Origin of the sequence: Enterococcus hulanensis, from assembly GCF_005405485.1 — a bacterium.
Classification (GTDB): domain Bacteria; phylum Bacillota; class Bacilli; order Lactobacillales; family Enterococcaceae; genus Enterococcus_A; species Enterococcus_A hulanensis.
In genome coordinates this window covers 97249-115311 of the sequence record NZ_BJED01000009.1, presented here as the reverse complement: position 1 = coordinate 115311, position 18063 = coordinate 97249, and the positions used below count along the sequence as shown (strand labels likewise).

14 protein-coding genes are annotated in these 18063 nt (G+C 39.9%); 13 read left to right on the top strand and 1 reads right to left on the bottom strand.

Features of this window, described 5'->3' with window-relative positions:
- Positions 1-137: 137 nt before the first annotated feature.
- Together FFR60_RS11615 and FFR60_RS11610 are read left to right on the top strand one after the other, a co-directional pair.
- Entirely contained in the window at positions 138-4379 is a 4242-nt protein-coding gene (locus tag FFR60_RS11615) for a 2-hydroxyacyl-CoA dehydratase (RefSeq protein WP_137664286.1), read from the top strand.
- A 146-nt stretch (positions 4380-4525) separates the two neighbouring features.
- Positions 4526-5230, top strand: coding sequence for a GntR family transcriptional regulator (locus FFR60_RS11610; RefSeq protein WP_137664285.1), 705 nt, complete (start codon positions 4526-4528; stop codon positions 5228-5230).
- Positions 5231-5239: 9 nt separating this feature from the next.
- Here the strand turns inward: FFR60_RS11610 and FFR60_RS11605 are convergent, their stop codons facing one another.
- Positions 5240-5881, bottom strand: coding sequence for a YigZ family protein (locus tag FFR60_RS11605; RefSeq protein ID WP_137664284.1), 642 nt, complete (start codon positions 5879-5881; stop codon positions 5240-5242).
- Between the two features lie 109 nt (positions 5882-5990).
- Between FFR60_RS11605 and FFR60_RS11600 the strand changes: the two genes are divergently transcribed.
- The 11 genes from FFR60_RS11600 (at position 5991) to cls (ending at position 17773) form a co-directional block, all read left to right on the top strand.
- The gene (locus FFR60_RS11600; RefSeq protein ID WP_455709032.1) at positions 5991-6272 is read left to right on the top strand and encodes a DUF7662 domain-containing protein; all 282 of its coding nucleotides are present in this window, start codon (positions 5991-5993) and stop codon (positions 6270-6272) included.
- Positions 6273-6405: 133 nt separating this feature from the next.
- Entirely contained in the window at positions 6406-7710 is a 1305-nt protein-coding gene (locus tag FFR60_RS11595; protein ID WP_137664283.1) for a DEAD/DEAH box helicase, read from the top strand.
- Positions 7700-8365 carry a ComF family protein gene (locus FFR60_RS11590; protein ID WP_137664282.1) on the top strand — a complete coding sequence of 222 codons (666 nt, stop codon included), beginning with the start codon at positions 7700-7702 and terminating at the stop codon, positions 8363-8365. Before FFR60_RS11595 ends, FFR60_RS11590 begins: the two co-directional genes overlap by 11 nt.
- A gap of 139 nt (positions 8366-8504) precedes the next feature.
- Complete coding sequence (hpf, locus tag FFR60_RS11585) at positions 8505-9050, top strand: ribosome hibernation-promoting factor, HPF/YfiA family (RefSeq protein WP_067622946.1); 546 nt, start codon at positions 8505-8507, stop codon at positions 9048-9050.
- Positions 9051-9320: 270 nt separating this feature from the next.
- The gene (gene secA, locus FFR60_RS11580; RefSeq protein WP_088931785.1) at positions 9321-11852 is read left to right on the top strand and encodes a preprotein translocase subunit SecA; all 2532 of its coding nucleotides are present in this window, start codon (positions 9321-9323) and stop codon (positions 11850-11852) included.
- 246 nt (positions 11853-12098) lie between these two features.
- Positions 12099-13209, top strand: a protein-coding gene (prfB, locus tag FFR60_RS11575) for a peptide chain release factor 2 (protein WP_137664281.1) whose coding sequence is annotated in 2 segments (ribosomal slippage) — positions 12099-12170 and positions 12172-13209 — 1110 coding nt in all. Because the reading frame shifts where the segments join, the coding sequence is not laid out codon by codon here.
- A 97-nt stretch (positions 13210-13306) separates the two neighbouring features.
- Positions 13307-13996, top strand: a complete 690-nt coding sequence (gene ftsE / locus FFR60_RS11570; RefSeq protein ID WP_016181267.1) for a cell division ATP-binding protein FtsE — start codon at positions 13307-13309, stop codon at positions 13994-13996.
- Positions 13989-14873, top strand: coding sequence for a permease-like cell division protein FtsX (ftsX, locus tag FFR60_RS11565; RefSeq protein WP_137664328.1), 885 nt, complete (start codon positions 13989-13991; stop codon positions 14871-14873). The genes ftsE and ftsX overlap by 8 nt, the downstream gene beginning before the upstream one ends.
- Positions 14874-15460: 587 nt before the next feature.
- Entirely contained in the window at positions 15461-15781 is a 321-nt protein-coding gene (locus tag FFR60_RS11560; RefSeq protein ID WP_088931788.1) for a DMT family transporter, read from the top strand.
- Between the two features lie 45 nt (positions 15782-15826).
- Positions 15827-16264, top strand: coding sequence for a GNAT family N-acetyltransferase (locus FFR60_RS11555; protein WP_137664280.1), 438 nt, complete (start codon positions 15827-15829; stop codon positions 16262-16264).
- A 60-nt stretch (positions 16265-16324) separates the two neighbouring features.
- Positions 16325-17773, top strand: coding sequence for a cardiolipin synthase (gene cls, locus FFR60_RS11550; protein WP_137664279.1), 1449 nt, complete (start codon positions 16325-16327; stop codon positions 17771-17773).
- Positions 17774-18063: the final 290 nt, after the last annotated feature.

The following is an 18063-nucleotide window of genomic DNA, read 5'->3' as shown; positions in this document are numbered from 1 at the left end:
GTTGCTTATCACACGAATGAAATGGTTTTGAGTATTGCATAACGTTCGAAATGTTTTTAGAATATACGTGAGTAGTATAACAAACACTTTGTAAGTTAATCAACATGTGTTGTTAAAAATGGAAGGTAGGAATAATTATGACATTACGAGCGGGGATTGATGTTGGCTCTACAACCGTCAAGTTGGTCATTTTGAATGAACAAAACGAAAGTTTATTTGCCAAGTATGAACGTCACTTTTCAGATGTGAAAACTGCCACAGAACGTGTGTTGCGAGAAGCTGAAGCGGTGATCGGCAATCAAGAAATGACGATGAGCATTACTGGCTCTGGCGGGATGGGTTTAGCGGATGTTTTAGAGATTCCTTTTGTTCAAGAGGTAATCGCGTGTACACGCACAGTTGAGGAAATTATTCCTGAAACAGATGTAGCCATTGAATTAGGCGGAGAAGATGCCAAAATCACATTTTTTGAAGGTGCATTGGAACAACGCATGAACGGAAGCTGTGCTGGCGGTACGGGAGCTTTTATCGACCAGATGGCCGTTCTATTGAAGACAGATGCTAATGGCGTGAATGAATTAGCCAAAAATTATAAAACCATTTATCCGATCGCTTCACGATGTGGAGTATTCGCGAAAACAGATGTACAGCCACTGATCAATGAAGGAGCAGCAAAAGAAGATATCGCTGCGAGTATTTTTCAAGCAGTTGTGAATCAAACGATTGCTGGTTTAGCTGCCGGTCGAAAAATTAAAGGAAACATTGCGTTTCTTGGCGGTCCATTGTATTTCATGTCAGAGTTGCGTCAACGATTTATTGAGACGTTGAATATCGCACCAGAAAATGTGATCTTTCCAGAAAATCCGCAACTCTTTGTCGCGATGGGGGCTGCGTTCTATTCAGAAGAAGCAGACGCTACTTCTTTGGAAGGTTTATTGCATCGTTTAACAACTGCTGAAGAGGGACATTTATCACCTTCAGATACTTTAGAGCCATTATTTGAAGACGAAGCAGATTTAGCTGACTTTCGGATGCGTCATGGTCAGGCACAGGCTAAAGAAAAAAGTTTGGCTGAACATGAAGGTGTGGCATTTTTAGGTATCGATGCTGGATCAACGACGACAAAAGTAGCTTTGATCGATGATAACGGTAATTTGATGTATTCATTTTATGGCAACAACCAGGGGCAACCGTTGGAAACGACCATGACAGTATTAAAAGATCTCTATACAAAATTACCGGAAAATGTTTTTATCGGAAAAGCTGCGGTGACTGGATACGGAGAGCAATTAATTCAAAATGCATTGAAGGTCGATATCGGTGAAGTAGAAACAATGGCCCACTACAAAGCCGCGAATCATTTCCAACCGGGCGTTGATTTTATTCTGGATATTGGCGGTCAAGATATGAAGGCCATGACCATCAAGGATGGTGCCTTGTCTTCGATCCAGTTGAATGAAGCATGCTCTTCAGGCTGCGGATCGTTTATCGAGACCTTTGCAAAATCGTTGAATTACAATGTAGAAGACTTCGCGAAGGCGGCCTTAAAATCAAAAGCACCGGTTGACTTAGGTTCACGCTGTACCGTCTTTATGAACTCCAAAGTAAAACAAGTTCAAAAAGAAGGCGCCTCTGTGGGCGATATCTCTGCAGGATTGTCTTATTCAGTTATCAAGAATGCTATCTATAAAGTAATCAAAATTCGTCGGCCAGAAGAACTGGGAGAAAAAATCGTCTGTCAAGGCGGTACTTTTTACAACGAAGCTGTTTTACGGGCCTTTGAAATGGTTACAGGACGAGAAGTTGTTCGTCCCTCAATCGCTGGATTGATGGGGGCATTCGGAGCGGCTTTGATTGCTCTAGAAAATTATGAGATCGGTGAAAAAACTGAAACCCTTTCTTTAGCAGAGATCGATAGCTTTACTGCTGAAAAAGAATTTACGCACTGCGGTCTATGCGAAAATAATTGTATGTTGACCGTTACAATGTTCTCAGACGGCCGTCAGTTCATTACAGGAAATCGTTGTGAACGCGGGGCACGAATCAAAGTTAAACGAGAAGATAAAAAGGTCAATTTGGTGGATTACAAATATCGCCGTTTATTCAAGTATCGTCCATTACGCAAGAAAGAAGCGGTTCGCGGCGAGATCGGAATCCCTCGTGTTTTGAATATGTATGAAAATTATCCATTATGGCATACCTTCTTTAGCGATTTAGGTTTCCGCGTAAAATTATCACCACGTTCAAACAAGGAATTGTATGAACAAGGGATGGAGACGATCCCTAGTGATACAGCTTGTTATCCTGCGAAGATCGCTCACGGACATATCCAAGCATTGATCGATGGCGGTGTTCCGATGATTTTTTACCCAGGCGTAGTATTCGAACGGCAGGAATCCAAAAAAGCGGACAATCATTTTAACTGTCCAATCGTTCAAAGTTATCCTGACGTCATTCGTAACAACGTAGATGATATCCGTGAAGGCAAAGTCGATTATCGCAATCCTTATTTGAACTTAGCCAATGAAGCCTCTGTAGCAGCTGTTTTAGGACGCTGTTTCCAAGATCTAGGTATTACGCAAGAAGAAATCAATAAAGCATTGCATCATGCCTATGAAGAATTAGAGGCCTTCAAAGAAGATGTTCGTCAAAAAGGTGAAGAGACCTTGCTGATGCTTAATCAAAAAGGTGAACGGGGTGTCGTTCTTTCTGGTCGCCCGTATCACTTAGACCCTGAAATCAATCATGGGATCGCTGAGGTTATTACACAAGAAGGATTTCACGTATTAACAGAAGACAGTGTCTCACATTTAAGTGATGTCGGTAATCTTCGTGTAGTTAATCAATGGGTTTATCATTCTCGTCTTTATGCAGCGGCCCGTGTTGTGGCAAAATCGAAAAATCTTGAGCTTGTTCAATTGAACTCCTTTGGCTGCGGTTTAGATGCTGTAACAACGGATCAAGTAGAAGAGATCATGGAGCAATATGGAAAAATCTATACTGTCTTGAAAATTGATGAAGGATCAAATCTTGGCGCGATCAGAATTCGTCTGCGTTCATTAAAGGCTGCGGTCAACGAACGAGATAAATCAAATTTCCAACCAGTCAAACGTTTCGAAGAACCAGAAAAAATCGTCTTCACCAAAGAAATGCGCAAAAAGCATACTTTGCTGCTGCCGATGCTTAGTCCGATCCATCAATCAGGATTATTTGATATTGCGTTGGAAGCTTCGGGTTATAATGTCGTTTGTTTACCAGCGATGGATAGAGAAGCGGTTAATGTTGGGTTAAAATTCGTCAATAATGATTCATGTTACCCAGCGATCATTTCGATTGGTCAACTTGTTGAAGCATTGCAAAGCGGCGAATATGATTTGAACAATACGAGCGTGATGATGAGTCAAACCGGCGGCGGGTGTCGTGCAACAAATTACATTCCATTATTGCGTAAGGCGTTAAATGATGCTGGGTTCCCACAGGTTCCTGTTGTTTCAGTTTCACTTGGAAACAAAGGTGTGGAAAGCAATCCAGGCTTCAAGTACACATTGCCGATGCTGAAACGAATCGTTGTTGCGATTCTTTACGGTGATTTATTCGAGCGAGTCGTTTATCGGACACGTCCATATGAGTTGGAAAAAGGGCAAATCGATGCTTTACATGCAGAATGGTTGAAAAAAGTTGAGAGCAATGTACGAAATGGTTCGTTGACAATCTTCAATCGCAACATGAAAAAAATCATTAAAGACTTTGACACTGTACCGATTTCAAATGAAGTCAAACCGAAAGTCGGTGTCGTCGGTGAAATCTTGGTGAAATATTCTCCGACAGCGAATAATGATATCGTTCGTTTGCTGGAAGAAGAAGGTGCTGAGGCGGTAGTTCCAGACTTGATCGGGTTTATGAATTATTCCTTGTACAACCAAATTTGGAAATACGATAATATGGGAATGCCGAAGAAAAATAAAAACATTGCTGAAATGGCGATTAAATTGATTGAAGTCGTGGAAAAACCAATGGATAAAGCTTTGCGTGCATCGGAGCGCTTCACTGGTATTCATTCAATTTATCAATTAGCTGAGGACGCCAGCAAGATTCTTTCAATCGGAAATCATACTGGTGAAGGCTGGTTCCTGACAGGTGAAATGATTGATCTGTTGAAAACCGGTGTTAACAATATTGTCTGTATGCAGCCGTTTGGTTGCTTACCAAACCATGTCGTTGGTAAAGGAGTAATCAAAGAACTGCGTCACCAATATCCGAAATCGAACATTGCGGCGATTGATTATGACCCAGGTGTTTCAATCGTTAACCAATTAAACCGAATTCGCTTAATGATGGCGACTGCCAATAAACAGTTAAAAGAAGAAGTCAAAAATTGATTAAAAGAGTAGACCAATTAAAACAGGTCTGCTCTTTTATTATAGAAAAGAAAAGAGTGAAAAGAATCGCAAAGGATTATTGTTGTACATTAGGTATATACCAGTTATAATAAGAGTAGTAAAAATTTTGAACGGGGTGACGGAACGTGGCGAATCAAGTGCCAGTTTATATTCAAATACATGATCAATTGAAGCATGAAATTGAAAACGGTGTATGGAAGGTTGGAGCGCGCTTGCCTTCTGAACGCGAATTGTCGTTGAGATTTGGAGTAAGTCGAATGACTCTCCGCCAAGCAATCCAAACATTATCCGATGAGGGGATTTTAGAACGAAAGATCGGTTCAGGAACTTATGTAGCAAGTAAGAAAGTCCAAGAAAAAATGAGCGGAACGACGAGCTTCACTGATATTATGGAATCATTAGGTAAAGTGCCAGCAAGCAAAACGATTTCTTTCTTTCATTCGCGAGCAAGCTCTAGTGAAGCGGAAAAATTAGGTTTAGAAAAAGGCGAACAAGTTCTGCGTATGGAACGAATTCGTTATGCGGATGATGTGCCGATTTGTTTTGAAGTCGCAAGTATTCCGGCAAAGCTGATAGAAGGCTTTAGTAAAGAAGAGATCACCGATTCTTTTTATCACAGTCTGCAAGAAAAAGGGTTTGAAATCGGACGTGCCAATCAAACAGTATCCGCCACTCTAGCTTCAGAACAAATTGCTGAATACTTAGCAGTGAAACGCGGAGATGCCATTTTACGTCTGCGGCAGGTATCATATTTAGCGGATGAGCGTCCATTTGAATATGTGCGAACACAGTATGTTGGCAGTCGTTTTGAGTTTTACTTAGAAAAATAATCCAAGCGGTTACACCTCTTGGATTACTTGTTCGTGGTAAATGACTTCACCAGATTTGAAGTTGACTTGACCGTTTAATAAATCGGTCACTTGATTTTCGAAATCAGCAGTCTTATTTTCATCTACCATACAAGTCACAACGACTTGATCGGTAAATTGGGTATCTTTGACTGCCAAATGTTCATTAGCAATGAAATTCTCCATCTTCCCCCAATTGGGATAATCTAACTGCACAAGAACCTCTTGCTGCAGTCGACCTTCTACGATGCCCGTGGCAGCTATCGCTTGGGCCACGGCTCCTGAATACGCACGAATCAAGCCGCCTGCGCCGAGCTTGGTTCCGCCGAAATAGCGGGTTACGACCGCGCAAACGTTGATCAAATCATTTTTTTTCAGCACTTCCAGCATGGGGACACCAGCGGTTCCGCTAGGTTCACCATCATCTGAAGAACGCTGAATCTCATTGCGATCGCCTAAGACAAAGGCACTGCAATTATGGTTTGCTTTCCAATGCTCCTTTTTGATCTGTTGAATGAAGTTTTTTGCTTCATCTTCTGATTTGATGCGTTTCAAAAAACAAATGAAGCGAGATTTTTTGATCTCGATTTCGTGTTGATTGTCTTCTTTAATAGTTCGATAGTTTTGCAGCATGATTTTGCCTCACTTTAATTTTCTCTATTACAGTATAGGAGAAAAGCGGGGCAGGTTTCAACTAAACGCTGTTTATCAGTATGATTTTGTTTGAAGGTGAGGGATGAGCATGACACGAGCAAAAAAATATGATGGTATTACTCATTATTTGAAAAGTAATAACGGCTCACAGGTAACGCTGACCTTTACACAGTTCGATGAGCTGTTGTTTCCCCGCAGCGGTCTGCCGCAAACTGCGCGTCAAGATCTAGATTGGTGGGCGAATGATTATCGTCATCCAGAAAAGGGAGCTTATGGCTGGTTGAACGCCAACTATGAAGTAGTCCAGGTTAATCTCACCAAAGAATATGTAGTTTTCAATAAATTGGTAAAATCAAACTGGCTGATTTAAGCCTAGACTAAAAAGGAAGTGCGATTTAATTGTCGTGCTTCTTTTTTTTGTTTCTTTCAAGCTAGTAAAATCATCTGAACGTGAAGATTGATAAGTCAATTTGCGTATGTTTCTTGAAAAGAGGAGGTCTCAGATGGAAATAACTGGTCAACGATTATTATGGAAGGAATGGCAGGTTTTTTACCCGCAGATAGATTTAGCATATGCTGAAAGAATTTCTGCAATGGTAGAGGTCGAAGATGGGTGGTTATGCCAACGCTGTGGAGGGATTTCTCAGGAAAAACTGCCGGCAGGCTTTTTTTACTGTACAGACTGTCTAACTTTGGGACGTGTGGATAGTCGCAGTTTTCTGTATTATTTTCCAGCCGAAGAATTATGCACGAGGCAGGTTAATCTTGTCTGGTCGGGACAACTTTCACCTGCACAAAATAAAATTGCAGAGCATTTATTGGAGAATCAAGCTGTAGCAAAAACATTTTTGATTTGGGCCGTGACGGGAGCAGGAAAAACAGAGATTCTATTTCCTTTATTAAAAGCTTCGTTGGAGCGAGGAAAAAGGATTGCGGTAACGTCGCCTCGGGTTGATGTTTGTAACGAACTTTATTTGCGTTTTCGTAACGCTTTTCCGCAAGAAAAAATCAGTCTTTTTCATGGACAGGAGCGAAAAGATGCCGGAGATGTTTTTGTTGTATGTACAGTCCATCAGCTTTTACGTTATCACAGCTACTTTGATCTGATCATTGTTGATGAAGTAGATGCGTTTCCTTATGCAGCCGATCCATTATTGCATCGTGCAGTAGATGACGCTCAAAAAATAGATGGAAATCGCATTTATTTAAGTGCAACCCCCGATGATTTTTTAAAAAAGGAGGTAGATAGACTTTATTATTTACCAGCACGTTATCATCGTCGTCGTTTACCCGTTCCGCAACTGCTATTTTCTTGGCGTTTAGAAAAATACTTAATCAAAGGACAACTCTCTGAAAATATTTTGATGAAAATCGGCAGGTTATTAGAACAAAACAATGTTTTGCTTTTCTGTCCCAGTATCTCTTTGTTAGCAAACATAGCCAGCTATATTGAAAAAAAATTTCCAGAAGTACGTTTGACAACTGTTTTTTCACAAGATCAAGAGCGGCTGATAAAAGTCGAAAATATGCGAGCGGGTAAATACCAATTGCTTATAACAACGACTATTCTTGAGCGTGGTATAACCTTTGAAAAAGTATCGGTTGTTGTATTGCAGGCCTCACATCGTGTTTTTAATAGATCAGCGCTGGTTCAAATCGCAGGAAGAGCGGATCGTAAGGGTGGTTATACTCATGCTGAGGTGATTTTTATCACGAGTGAAGTAACTATTTCGATAAAAAAAGCGATTAAAGAAATTGAAGAAAATAATCGTCAGGCGTTGCAGGAGGGATTAATTGATGCGCTGTAGTTGTTGCCAAAAAGAATTAATTAATAATCTAACCTTGCGGGAATTATTTTTTCCAAGCAGTCAGCGATGCTATCACTGTGAACAATTATTTTCAAAAATAGATCAAGCACAAGTCTGTCCAGGTTGTGGTCGACCAAATTCAACAGAGTTGTGTCAGGATTGTTGTTTATGGCAGCAAGAGCTTGGTTTTGTGATGAGGAACTTCAGTTTGTTTAGCTATAACGAGGGCTTTCGACAATGGATTGAGACTTACAAATTTATGGGAGATTATCGAACGCGTGGGGCTTTTGTCTTGGAATTAACCGAAGCTTTACAAAAATATCAGGAATATTTGATTTGTCCATTGCCGCTTTCAAAAGAGCGTTTTGAACAAAGAGGGTTCAATCAGGTACGAGGGTGTCTAGATTTGACGAAACGTTCTTATGAACTTTTGCTAAAGCGCAGTGAATTAGCGCCGCAGTCAGAAAAATCACGTGAAGAACGTTTGCAAATGAAGCAGCCTTTCGAAATAAATGTACCAATTGAAAAAATTAGAAATCAGAAAGTTTTATTAGTTGACGATGTTTATACGACAGGTCGTACGCTGTTTCATGGAGCAGAATTGCTTTATAAAAGTGGCGCAGAAACGGTGAAAAGCTTGACTTTTGCACGCTAAAATGCATTCTTTTAGCTTTGTAATTTGATAGCGATTTACTTTGCAAAAGGATTAGATTTCGATATAATAGAGATAAGAAGAAGAGGTAAGAGTGGTCCTTCCTTAATCTTCAGTTGGCAAGACGAAAGGGGCAATACGTATGTTCAAATATAATGTTCGTGGGGAAAACATCGAAGTTACAGAAGCTATCCGCAATTACGTTGAAAAGAAAGTAGGAAAGTTAGAACGCTACTTCACTGATGTTCCGGACGCAACTGCTTATGTCAATTTGAAAGTTTACACAGAAAAAACGGCAAAAGTTGAAGTAACGATCCCATTACCTTACTTGGTTCTTCGGGCGGAAGAAACTTCACCAGATTTATATGCAAGTATTGATTTGGTTGTGGATAAATTGGAACGTCAAATCCGCAAGTTTAAAACAAAAATTAATCGTAAAGCTCGTGAAACGGGTGTACCAGAACGTGAAGTGGAAGTGTTAGTGAACGCAGAAGATTCAGAAGAATCTGAATTAGAAATCGTACGTACAAAACGCTTATCATTGAAACCAATGGGCAGCGAAGAAGCGGTCTTACAAATGAATATGCTTGGACATAATTTCTTTATCTTTGAAGATGCTGAAACAAACGGTACAAGTATCGTTTATCGTCGTAAAGACGGCAAATATGGATTAATCGAAACAGATTAACAGAAATTTATCGCCTTCCAGCGTTTTGCTGGAAGGTTTTTTATTTTGATTGAAAATAAAGTTTTAGGATAAGATCCTGTTTTTAATGCAGATTTACTCCTTGTAAGCCTTGATATTAAAGAAAATCACAAAAAAAGATTAATCATTTATATAAGTCGAGGTTTATTCGCTATGAGAAGTTTCTTTTCTCAAAGACTAATGATAAAATATACTAGCGGGTTTCTATCGAAAAATAGAAAATGAAAAGAAATAAAGGAGTAAGATAAACGAATGGCAAACTTTCTGAAACGAATGATTGAGAACGATAAAAAAGAATTAAAAAGATTAAGTGTGATTGCTGACAAGGTCGAAGAATTTTCTGGCGACATGGAAAAATTGTCAGATGGACAATTACGCGGTAAAACCGAAGAATTTAGAGGGCGTTACCAAGCGGGTGAAACGCTAGATGAATTACTGCCAGAAGCATTCGCAGTGGTTCGCGAAGCAGCAAAACGTGTCTTAGGTCTATACCCATATCATGTCCAATTAATGGGTGGGGTTGTTTTACACGATGGCAATATCCCTGAAATGAAAACTGGTGAAGGTAAAACGTTGACAGCAACGATGCCAGTTTATTTAAATGCATTAACAGGCGAAGGAGTTCACGTAGTTACAGTAAATGAATACTTAGCAACACGGGACTCGACTGAAATGGGTGAGTTGTATAATTTCTTAGGTTTGAGTGTTGGTTTGAACATCAATTCGAAAACTGCTGATGAAAAGCGTGAAGCCTACAACTGTGACATCACATACAGTACGAATAATGAGCTTGGGTTTGACTATTTGCGTGACAACATGGTAGTTTACCAAAGCCAAATGGTTCAACGTCCATTAAACTATGCGATCGTCGATGAAGTAGACTCAATCTTGATTGATGAAGCGCGGACACCATTGATCATTTCCGGTGCGGCAGAAAAATCAACGGCGCTTTACACACGGACAGATAACTTCGTGAAACGTTTGAAAGAGGATGAAGATTTCAAGATCGATATCCAATCAAAAACAATCGGCTTAACAGAACAGGGAATTGAAAAAGCAGAAGAAAACTTCGGCTTAGAAAACTTGTATGATTTAGACAATACTGCTTTGACTCACCATTTAGATCAAGCTTTACGAGCAAACTTTATCATGATTCGTGATATTGATTATGTGGTTCAGGAAGGTAAAGTCTTGATCGTTGACCAATTTACTGGACGTATCATGGATGGCCGTCGTTATTCTGATGGTTTGCACCAAGCGATCGAAGCGAAAGAATCGGTTGAGATCGAAGATGAAACCAAAACAATGGCAACCATTACTTTCCAAAACTATTTCCGGATGTATAAAAAACTTGCCGGGATGACTGGTACAGCTAAAACGGAAGAAGAAGAATTCCGTGAAATTTACAATATTGAAGTAATTCAAATTCCAACAAACCGCCCAATTGTTCGAGAAGACCATGCAGATTTGTTATATCCAACCTTGGAAAGCAAATTCCATGCGGTGGTACAAGACATCAAAGAACGTCACCGTAAAGGTCAACCGATTTTAGTTGGTACAGTGGCTGTTGAAACGTCTGAACTGCTTTCAAATATGTTGGACCGTGAAAAAGTTCCGCATGAAGTTCTAAATGCGAAGAACCACTTTAAAGAAGCGGAAATCATTATGAACGCGGGACAAAAAGGATCAGTTACGATCGCTACCAATATGGCCGGTCGAGGAACCGATATCAAATTAGGTCTTGGTGTTGTTGAATTAGGCGGATTAGCCGTTATTGGTACAGAACGTCATGAATCACGCCGTATTGATAATCAGTTGCGTGGACGTTCAGGACGTCAAGGAGATCCGGGTGTTTCACAATTTTATCTTTCATTAGAAGATGATTTGATGAAACGTTTTGGTTCTGAACGAATCAAAGCTTTCTTAGATCGAATGAAAGTTGAAGATGAGGATGCCGTTATTCAAAGTAAAATGTTGACTCGCCAAGTTGAATCTGCTCAAAAACGAGTGGAAGGCAACAACTACGACACACGTAAAAACGTCTTGCAATATGACGATGTAATGCGTGAACAACGGGAAGTTATCTATAAACAACGTCAAGATGTAATCATGGGTGAAAAAGATTTAACTCCGAACTTGCTAAACATGGTACGCCGGACAATTTCACGCGTTGTGGATAGCCATACTCAGTTAGAAAAAGATAATTGGAACCTTGAAGCGTTAGCAGATTTTGCTGGAGCGACATTAGTTCATGAAGATTCTGTTTCAAAAGCAGATTTTGAAGGCAAATCGCCAGAAGAGATGAAAGATTATTTATATGATCGTGCGAAAGCTGTCTTTGATACAAAAGTGTCTCAATTACAAAGTCCTGAGCAACTATTGGAATTTGAAAAAGTAGTTATCTTGCGTGTTGTAGACACGAAATGGACGGATCACATCGATGCGATGGATCAATTGCGTCAATCTGTAGGACTTCGTGCTTATGGACAAAACAATCCATTAGTTGAATATCAAACAGAAGGCTACAAAATGTTTGAGGACATGGTTGGTGCTATTGAGTTTGAAGTTACGCGTCTCTTTATGAAAGCAGAAATTCGCCAAAACGTTCAACGGGAGCAAGTAGCACAAAATCAACAAGAGCATCCTGTAGAAGCTGATGGCGATCCGAAGAATTTAACGCATACAAAACAAAAGCCGGTCCACGTAGAAAAAGTTGGACGAAATGATCCATGTCCTTGCGGCAGCGGTAAGAAATATAAAAACTGCCATGGTAAAGGACAATAATCTTTTACGAGAAAAGAACCTTCAGGACGGGACATAGCTGCTATGTCTCGTCTTTTGACAGTTCTGCCTTTGAAAATTTGATGAATTATGGAATAAAGCCGCTTTGTTAGAGCCTAGTATTGAAGCCGAGATACTTTGTTGAAGGACAGGTGTACGGAAAAATTATATACTACTAATTGAGCCGGCTATTTTTGGAATTATTGGTTAAACGGGTGATTTTTTACCCGTGAGAAAGAAGGAATAGATTTGGAAAACGCAGAAATTCGAAATTTGTTAGACACGATGCAAGAGCAGGTCGTAAGCTTCAGGGGGTCTCTTTGACCTCGAGCAGTTAGAAGAGGATATTGCAGAAGCAGAAAATCAAATGACTGCGCCTGATTTTTGGGATGATTCAGAAAAAGCCCAAGCACTGATCAATCGCAACAATACCTTAAAAGAAACCTATGATCAGTTTCAAGCGATAGCAAATGAAAATGATGAATTGAACGTTATGTGGGAAATGCAGCAGGAAGAATTTGATGTCGAGTTGCAAACTGAACTGGAAGAACGCTTAATTGAGCTGCAAGAAAAAATCGCTGGTTTTGAGTTGTCACTTTTATTAGATGAACCTTATGATAAAAATAATGCGATCCTAGAGCTTCATCCAGGAGCTGGCGGAACAGAATCTCAAGACTGGGGTTCAATGCTTTTACGAATGTATACTCGTTGGGCAGAGCAGCATGGTTTTTCAGTTGAAACGATCGATTATCAATCAGGTGATGAAGCGGGAATCAAGAGTGTCACGTTGATGATCAAGGGAACTAATGCATATGGATATTTGAAATCAGAAAAAGGAGTGCATCGCTTAGTTCGTATCTCTCCATTTGACTCTGCTAGTCGCCGCCATACTTCATTTTGTTCTGTCGAAGTTATGCCTGAATTGGATGAAAATATCGAAGTTGAGATTAATCCGGATGATTTGAAGGTGGATGTTTATCGAGCCAGTGGTGCGGGTGGACAGCATATTAATAAAACTTCTTCTGCTGTGCGAATCACTCACTTGCCAACTGGAACGGTGGTAGCTAGTCAAGCGCAACGTTCGCAATTTCATAATCGTGAGACTGCGATGCAGATGTTGAAGGCGAAGCTTTATCAATTAGAGATCGAAAAAAAGGAGCAAGAAGCTGCTGCTTTACGTGGTGAACAAAAAGAAATTGGCTGGGGTTCACAAATTCGTTCTTACGTTTTTCATCCTTACTCGATGGTAAAAGATCATCGTACTGAATATGAGACGGGAAATGTACAGGCAGTAATGGACGGCGAATTAGATCCTTTCATTGATGCTTACTTGAAATGGCGCTTAGCACAAGATGCTTAATGCTAAAATGAAATCAAATTGTAAAGTAATGAAAGCTAGTTGCAATGTTGGCATGCTATAATAGCAAAGAATTTAAGAGGATTTGGAGAGATAAAGCATGATTGAAATGCAGGATGTAACAAAAAAATATCCTAATAAGACAACTGCTGTACGTGGGATTTCGGTCCGTATCGATCAAGGTGAGTTCGTCTATGTCGTTGGTCCCTCTGGTAGCGGAAAATCTACCTTTATCAAGTTGATGTATCGTGAAGAAAAGGCAACTTCTGGAAAAGTGCTGGATGTTGCTCGTCATGATTTATTGAAAATCAAAAATAAAGAAGTTCCTTATCTGCGTCGTGATGTCGGCGTTGTTTTCCAGGACTTCAAATTATTGCCCCGTAAGACAGTTTATGAAAATGTTGCTTACGCAATGCAAGTAATCGGACGTAAACCGCGGGATATCAAGAAACGTGTTATGGAAGTTTTGGACCTCGTTGGCTTGAAACACAAAGTCCGCGTATTTCCAAGTGAGTTATCTGGTGGAGAGCAGCAGCGTGTTTCGATTGCACGGGCGATTGTAAACACACCGAAAGTTTTGATTGCCGATGAACCAACTGGTAATTTGGACCCAGATACCTCTTGGGAAATCATGCATCTATTAGAACGGATCAATAACCAAGGAACAACGATCGTAATGGCCACACACAACAAAACGATCGTAGATACAATGCGCCATCGTTTGATCGCGATTGAAAATGGATTGATCGTTCGAGATGAAGCGGAAGGAGAATACGAGTTTGATGATTAGAAATTTCTTCCGACATTTGTTGGAAAGTATCAAAAGTGTCAAACGTAATGGGTGGATGACATTGGCATCTGTCAGTGCGGTGACGATCACATTAACGATGGCTGGAATCTTTATGGCATTAATCATGAATGCGACAAAATTAGCACAAGACGTTGAAGGTAATGTCGAAGTAACGGTTTTTGTTGATATCGGTACAAAAGATAAAGACTTAAAAGAGTTGAAATCAGAGTTACAGGATATCAGCCATGTTGATAAGGTTACATTCTCTAGTAAAACAGACCAGCTGAAAAAGTTGCAAAAACAAATGGGTGACGCTTGGGATCTATTCGAAGGCGACAGCAACCCGCTTTACGATGTGTATGTGGTCAGTGCGACAGATGCGCAATACATTAAACCAGTAACCCGTGAAGCAAGTCAGCTTCCAAATGTTTTCCGCGCTAACTATGGTGGTAACTCAGCCGATCGAATCATTCAGATGTCAAAAGTTGTTCGTACTTGGGGTCTAGCTGCAGCAGCATTGTTAATCTTTGTAGCAATTTTCTTGATTTCCAATACGATTCGAATCACGATTATTTCACGTAAAACGGAAATTCAAATCATGCGTCTCGTGGGTGCTAAGAACGGATATATTCGTTGGCCATTCTTCCTTGAAGGCGGTTGGATCGGCTTGATTGGTTCAATCGTGCCAATTCTAGTCTTAACGTATGGCTATTCACAAGTATATGGTTTAGCAGCGCCTTATCTATTGCAATCAAATCTAGAATTGCTGCGTCCAAGCCAAATTGTTTGGATCCTGGATATCACAATGGCTGTTGGCGGATACTTGATTGGTTCAATCGGATCAGTTATTTCAATGCGTCGCTTCTTGAAGATTTAAAAAGATAAACTTCTCTGATTTTTTTGGAGAAGTTTTTTTGCTGCCAGAAAGTATAAGAAATTCACAAGTAAAACGTTGAATCAACAGCTTTAACGATGTCCAGCTTCACGAACTAGCTTTTCTACACAACGGTGTGACCTAACCAGCTTCTGCTAAATTAGCATTAAGCAGAACGAGCATATCGCGAGTAAGAAAATTTTGTTAAGTCTGAGAAACGCCAAGTAGGAATAATCGCCATCAGCTCCTAAAGATCGCTGTGTTTCTTGACAACTTATCAAAATTTTAGTCTTATTACTGTGAGACACAGCGATCTTTTTTTGGAGCTGATGTGGAACAGTACCTACTCGGTGCTCAAAAGCTGAGCGAGTTCGAGAAGCCTTTCTTATGAAAAAAATGAATGTTGAGTCTTGCCTTTTTTAATAAAAGGTTCTAAGATAGGAAACAAGTGAATAAAACGCTACCGAGCAAGGGAGCCAATTTCGTTAGGTCATTGAAGAAATTGGACTCCCTTTTGTCATTTCTATTTTTACAGTTGATTTGCTTGGTGCGTTAGACAAAATCATATTATTTTAGGAGGAGTATGTATTATGGCATGGGTATCTTTGATTGTAGCAGGAGTTTTTGAAATGTTTTGGGCAACGATGATGAAAATGAGCGAAGGGTTCAGCAAATTGAATTATTCGCTATTAACAATAATCGGCATGATTGCCAGCTTCTATTTTTTGGCAAAGTCGCTTCATGCGCTGCCGATGAGTTTGGCCTATCCGATTTGGACAGGGATCGGAGCAGTGGGGTCGATTTTGATCGGAGTACTTTTCTTCAAAGACCATTTATCCCTTTTGACAAGCTTTTTCGTCGTGCTTTTAGTAGTGGGAATCATCGGAATTAAGGTTACTAGCGGACATTAAACAAAAAATGGGTTAAACTATTTTTATTAAAAATAGGAGGTTATTATGATTAAAACAACGGATGAGTTAACCCCGCAAGAGTTAGTAACAATTTTCCAAGCTCGCACGGCTGTCTTTGTTGTGGAGCAAGAGTGTCCTTATCAGGAAGTTGACGAGGCGGATCGTCATGCGCTGCATGTTTGTCTGGAAGAAAATGGCGAGCTGCAGGCGTATGCACGAATTTTAGAAGAGGATGAGGCAATCCATTTTGGTCGTGTATTGGTCGTGAAAAAATATCGCGGGCAACAATTAGGACGAAAAATTGTAGCAACAACGTTATCAGAAATTGAAAAACGCTATCCTAATCAACCGGTTATTATTTCGGCACAAGCGCATTTAGTCGATTTTTATCGCTCATTTGGTTTTGAACAAAATTCCGAAGTATATTTAGAAGATGAAATCCCTCACATTGAGATGCTTTTACAAAATGGCAAAAATGGTTAGGGCACATTGTTTACATTAATCATTTTCTCGGCTATCCTTTAGAAGAAGGAGTGTGGAGGCATGTCTTTTGTGACAGAGCACTTAGGTTTATTTTTTTTGGTGATCAACACTATTTTATCTTTTATTATTGTTTTTCGAGAACGTAAAGATACAGTCAATACGTGGGCATGGTTATTAGTTTTGACCTTTATTCCCGTCGTGGGATTTGTTTTATACGTTTTCTTCGGGAAAGGCATCTCTAAAGAACGTATCTTTGATTTGAAGATGCAGACTAAAATCGGGATGAACGTTGAAGTTCAGCAGCAACAGCGAGCATTGGCACGAGGGCTATTTCCAAAACCAACGACCAATCAAGTCGATCCGCGACAGCTGATTTACATGCTGACGATGTTTGAAAGTTCTTTATATACTACTAATAATGAGGTTACTCTTTATACTGATGGTCGTGAAAAGTTTGATGCATTGATTGAAGACATCAAGCAAGCGAAATATCACATCCATATGGAATATTATATTTATCGAGCAGATGATTTGGGTCTTGAGGTCCGAGAAGCATTAGTCGATGCTGTTTTACGCGGCGTGAAGGTACGTTTACTTTTGGATGCTTGGGGTTCTACGCAAGTTAATCGTCGCTTTCTTGCGCCTTTGATCGAAGAAGGAGGCGAGGTTGACTTTTTCTTCCCGTTATTTTTGCCGTATTTAAATCCGCGAATGAATTATCGTAATCACCGAAAAATCGTGGTGATTGATGGCGAGATCGGTTATACCGGCGGGTTCAATGTTGGCGATGAATACCTGGGATTAGTGGAAAAGTTTGGTTATTGGCGAGATAATCATCTGCGTATCCATGGACAGGCCGTCTATACACTGCAAAATCGCTTTTTGATGGATTGGAATTCGCAACAAAAAAATGAGCTGGTTTATCAACCGGATTATTTCCCAGAGATTGAATCGGAAGGGAAATTGGCTTTGCAGATCGTCAGCAGTGGACCAGACAGTGAGCACGAGCAGATCAAATTGACTTATTTAAAAATGATCAATTTGGCTAAAAAGGAAATTTTGATTCAAACCCCTTATTATATTCCCGATGCACCAATTCATGAAGCCTTGAAGTTGGCGCTGCTCTCTGGTGTTAAAGTTCGAATGCAGATACCGAATAAGCCTGACCACATCTTGGTATATTGGGCGACGTATTCGTTTGCGGCTGAATTGTTGGAATACGGCGCAATTATTGAGACATATGAAAATGGATTTATTCATGCGAAGACTATGGTGATCGATGGCGGGATTGCTTCGGTTGGTTCGGCTAATATTGATGTTCGTTCCTTTAAATTGGACTTTGAAGTAAACACGATCGTTTATGACGCTGCTTTTGCGGAAGAATTGCGTGAGGAGATTCATAAGGATTCAATGAAGTCGGAGCTTCTAACACAAGAAAAATATGATCAGCGCGGTACTGTGATTAAGTTTAAAGAAGGGATTGCCCGCTTGATTTCACCGCTCTTATAAAAATCATTTGCGCTTTCATGGTTTGATAGTATAAAATGAACTAGCTTGTTTAGTGAGTCAAACGTAAAAGTGACGAATGAATACTTAAAAATGAATAAGGATGCCAGTTCAACTTTTATCAGTGTAATTAATTAGCGGTTCAGTTAGAATTATATAAACAAACTAAACTTGTGTGCTGGTAGTTGAATGGTATACGGCATGAAAATAAGAATCATTTTTCGTTTTTTGAAAAATGAATACTTAAAAATGAATAAGGATGCCAGTTCAATTTTTAGCAGTGTAATTAATTA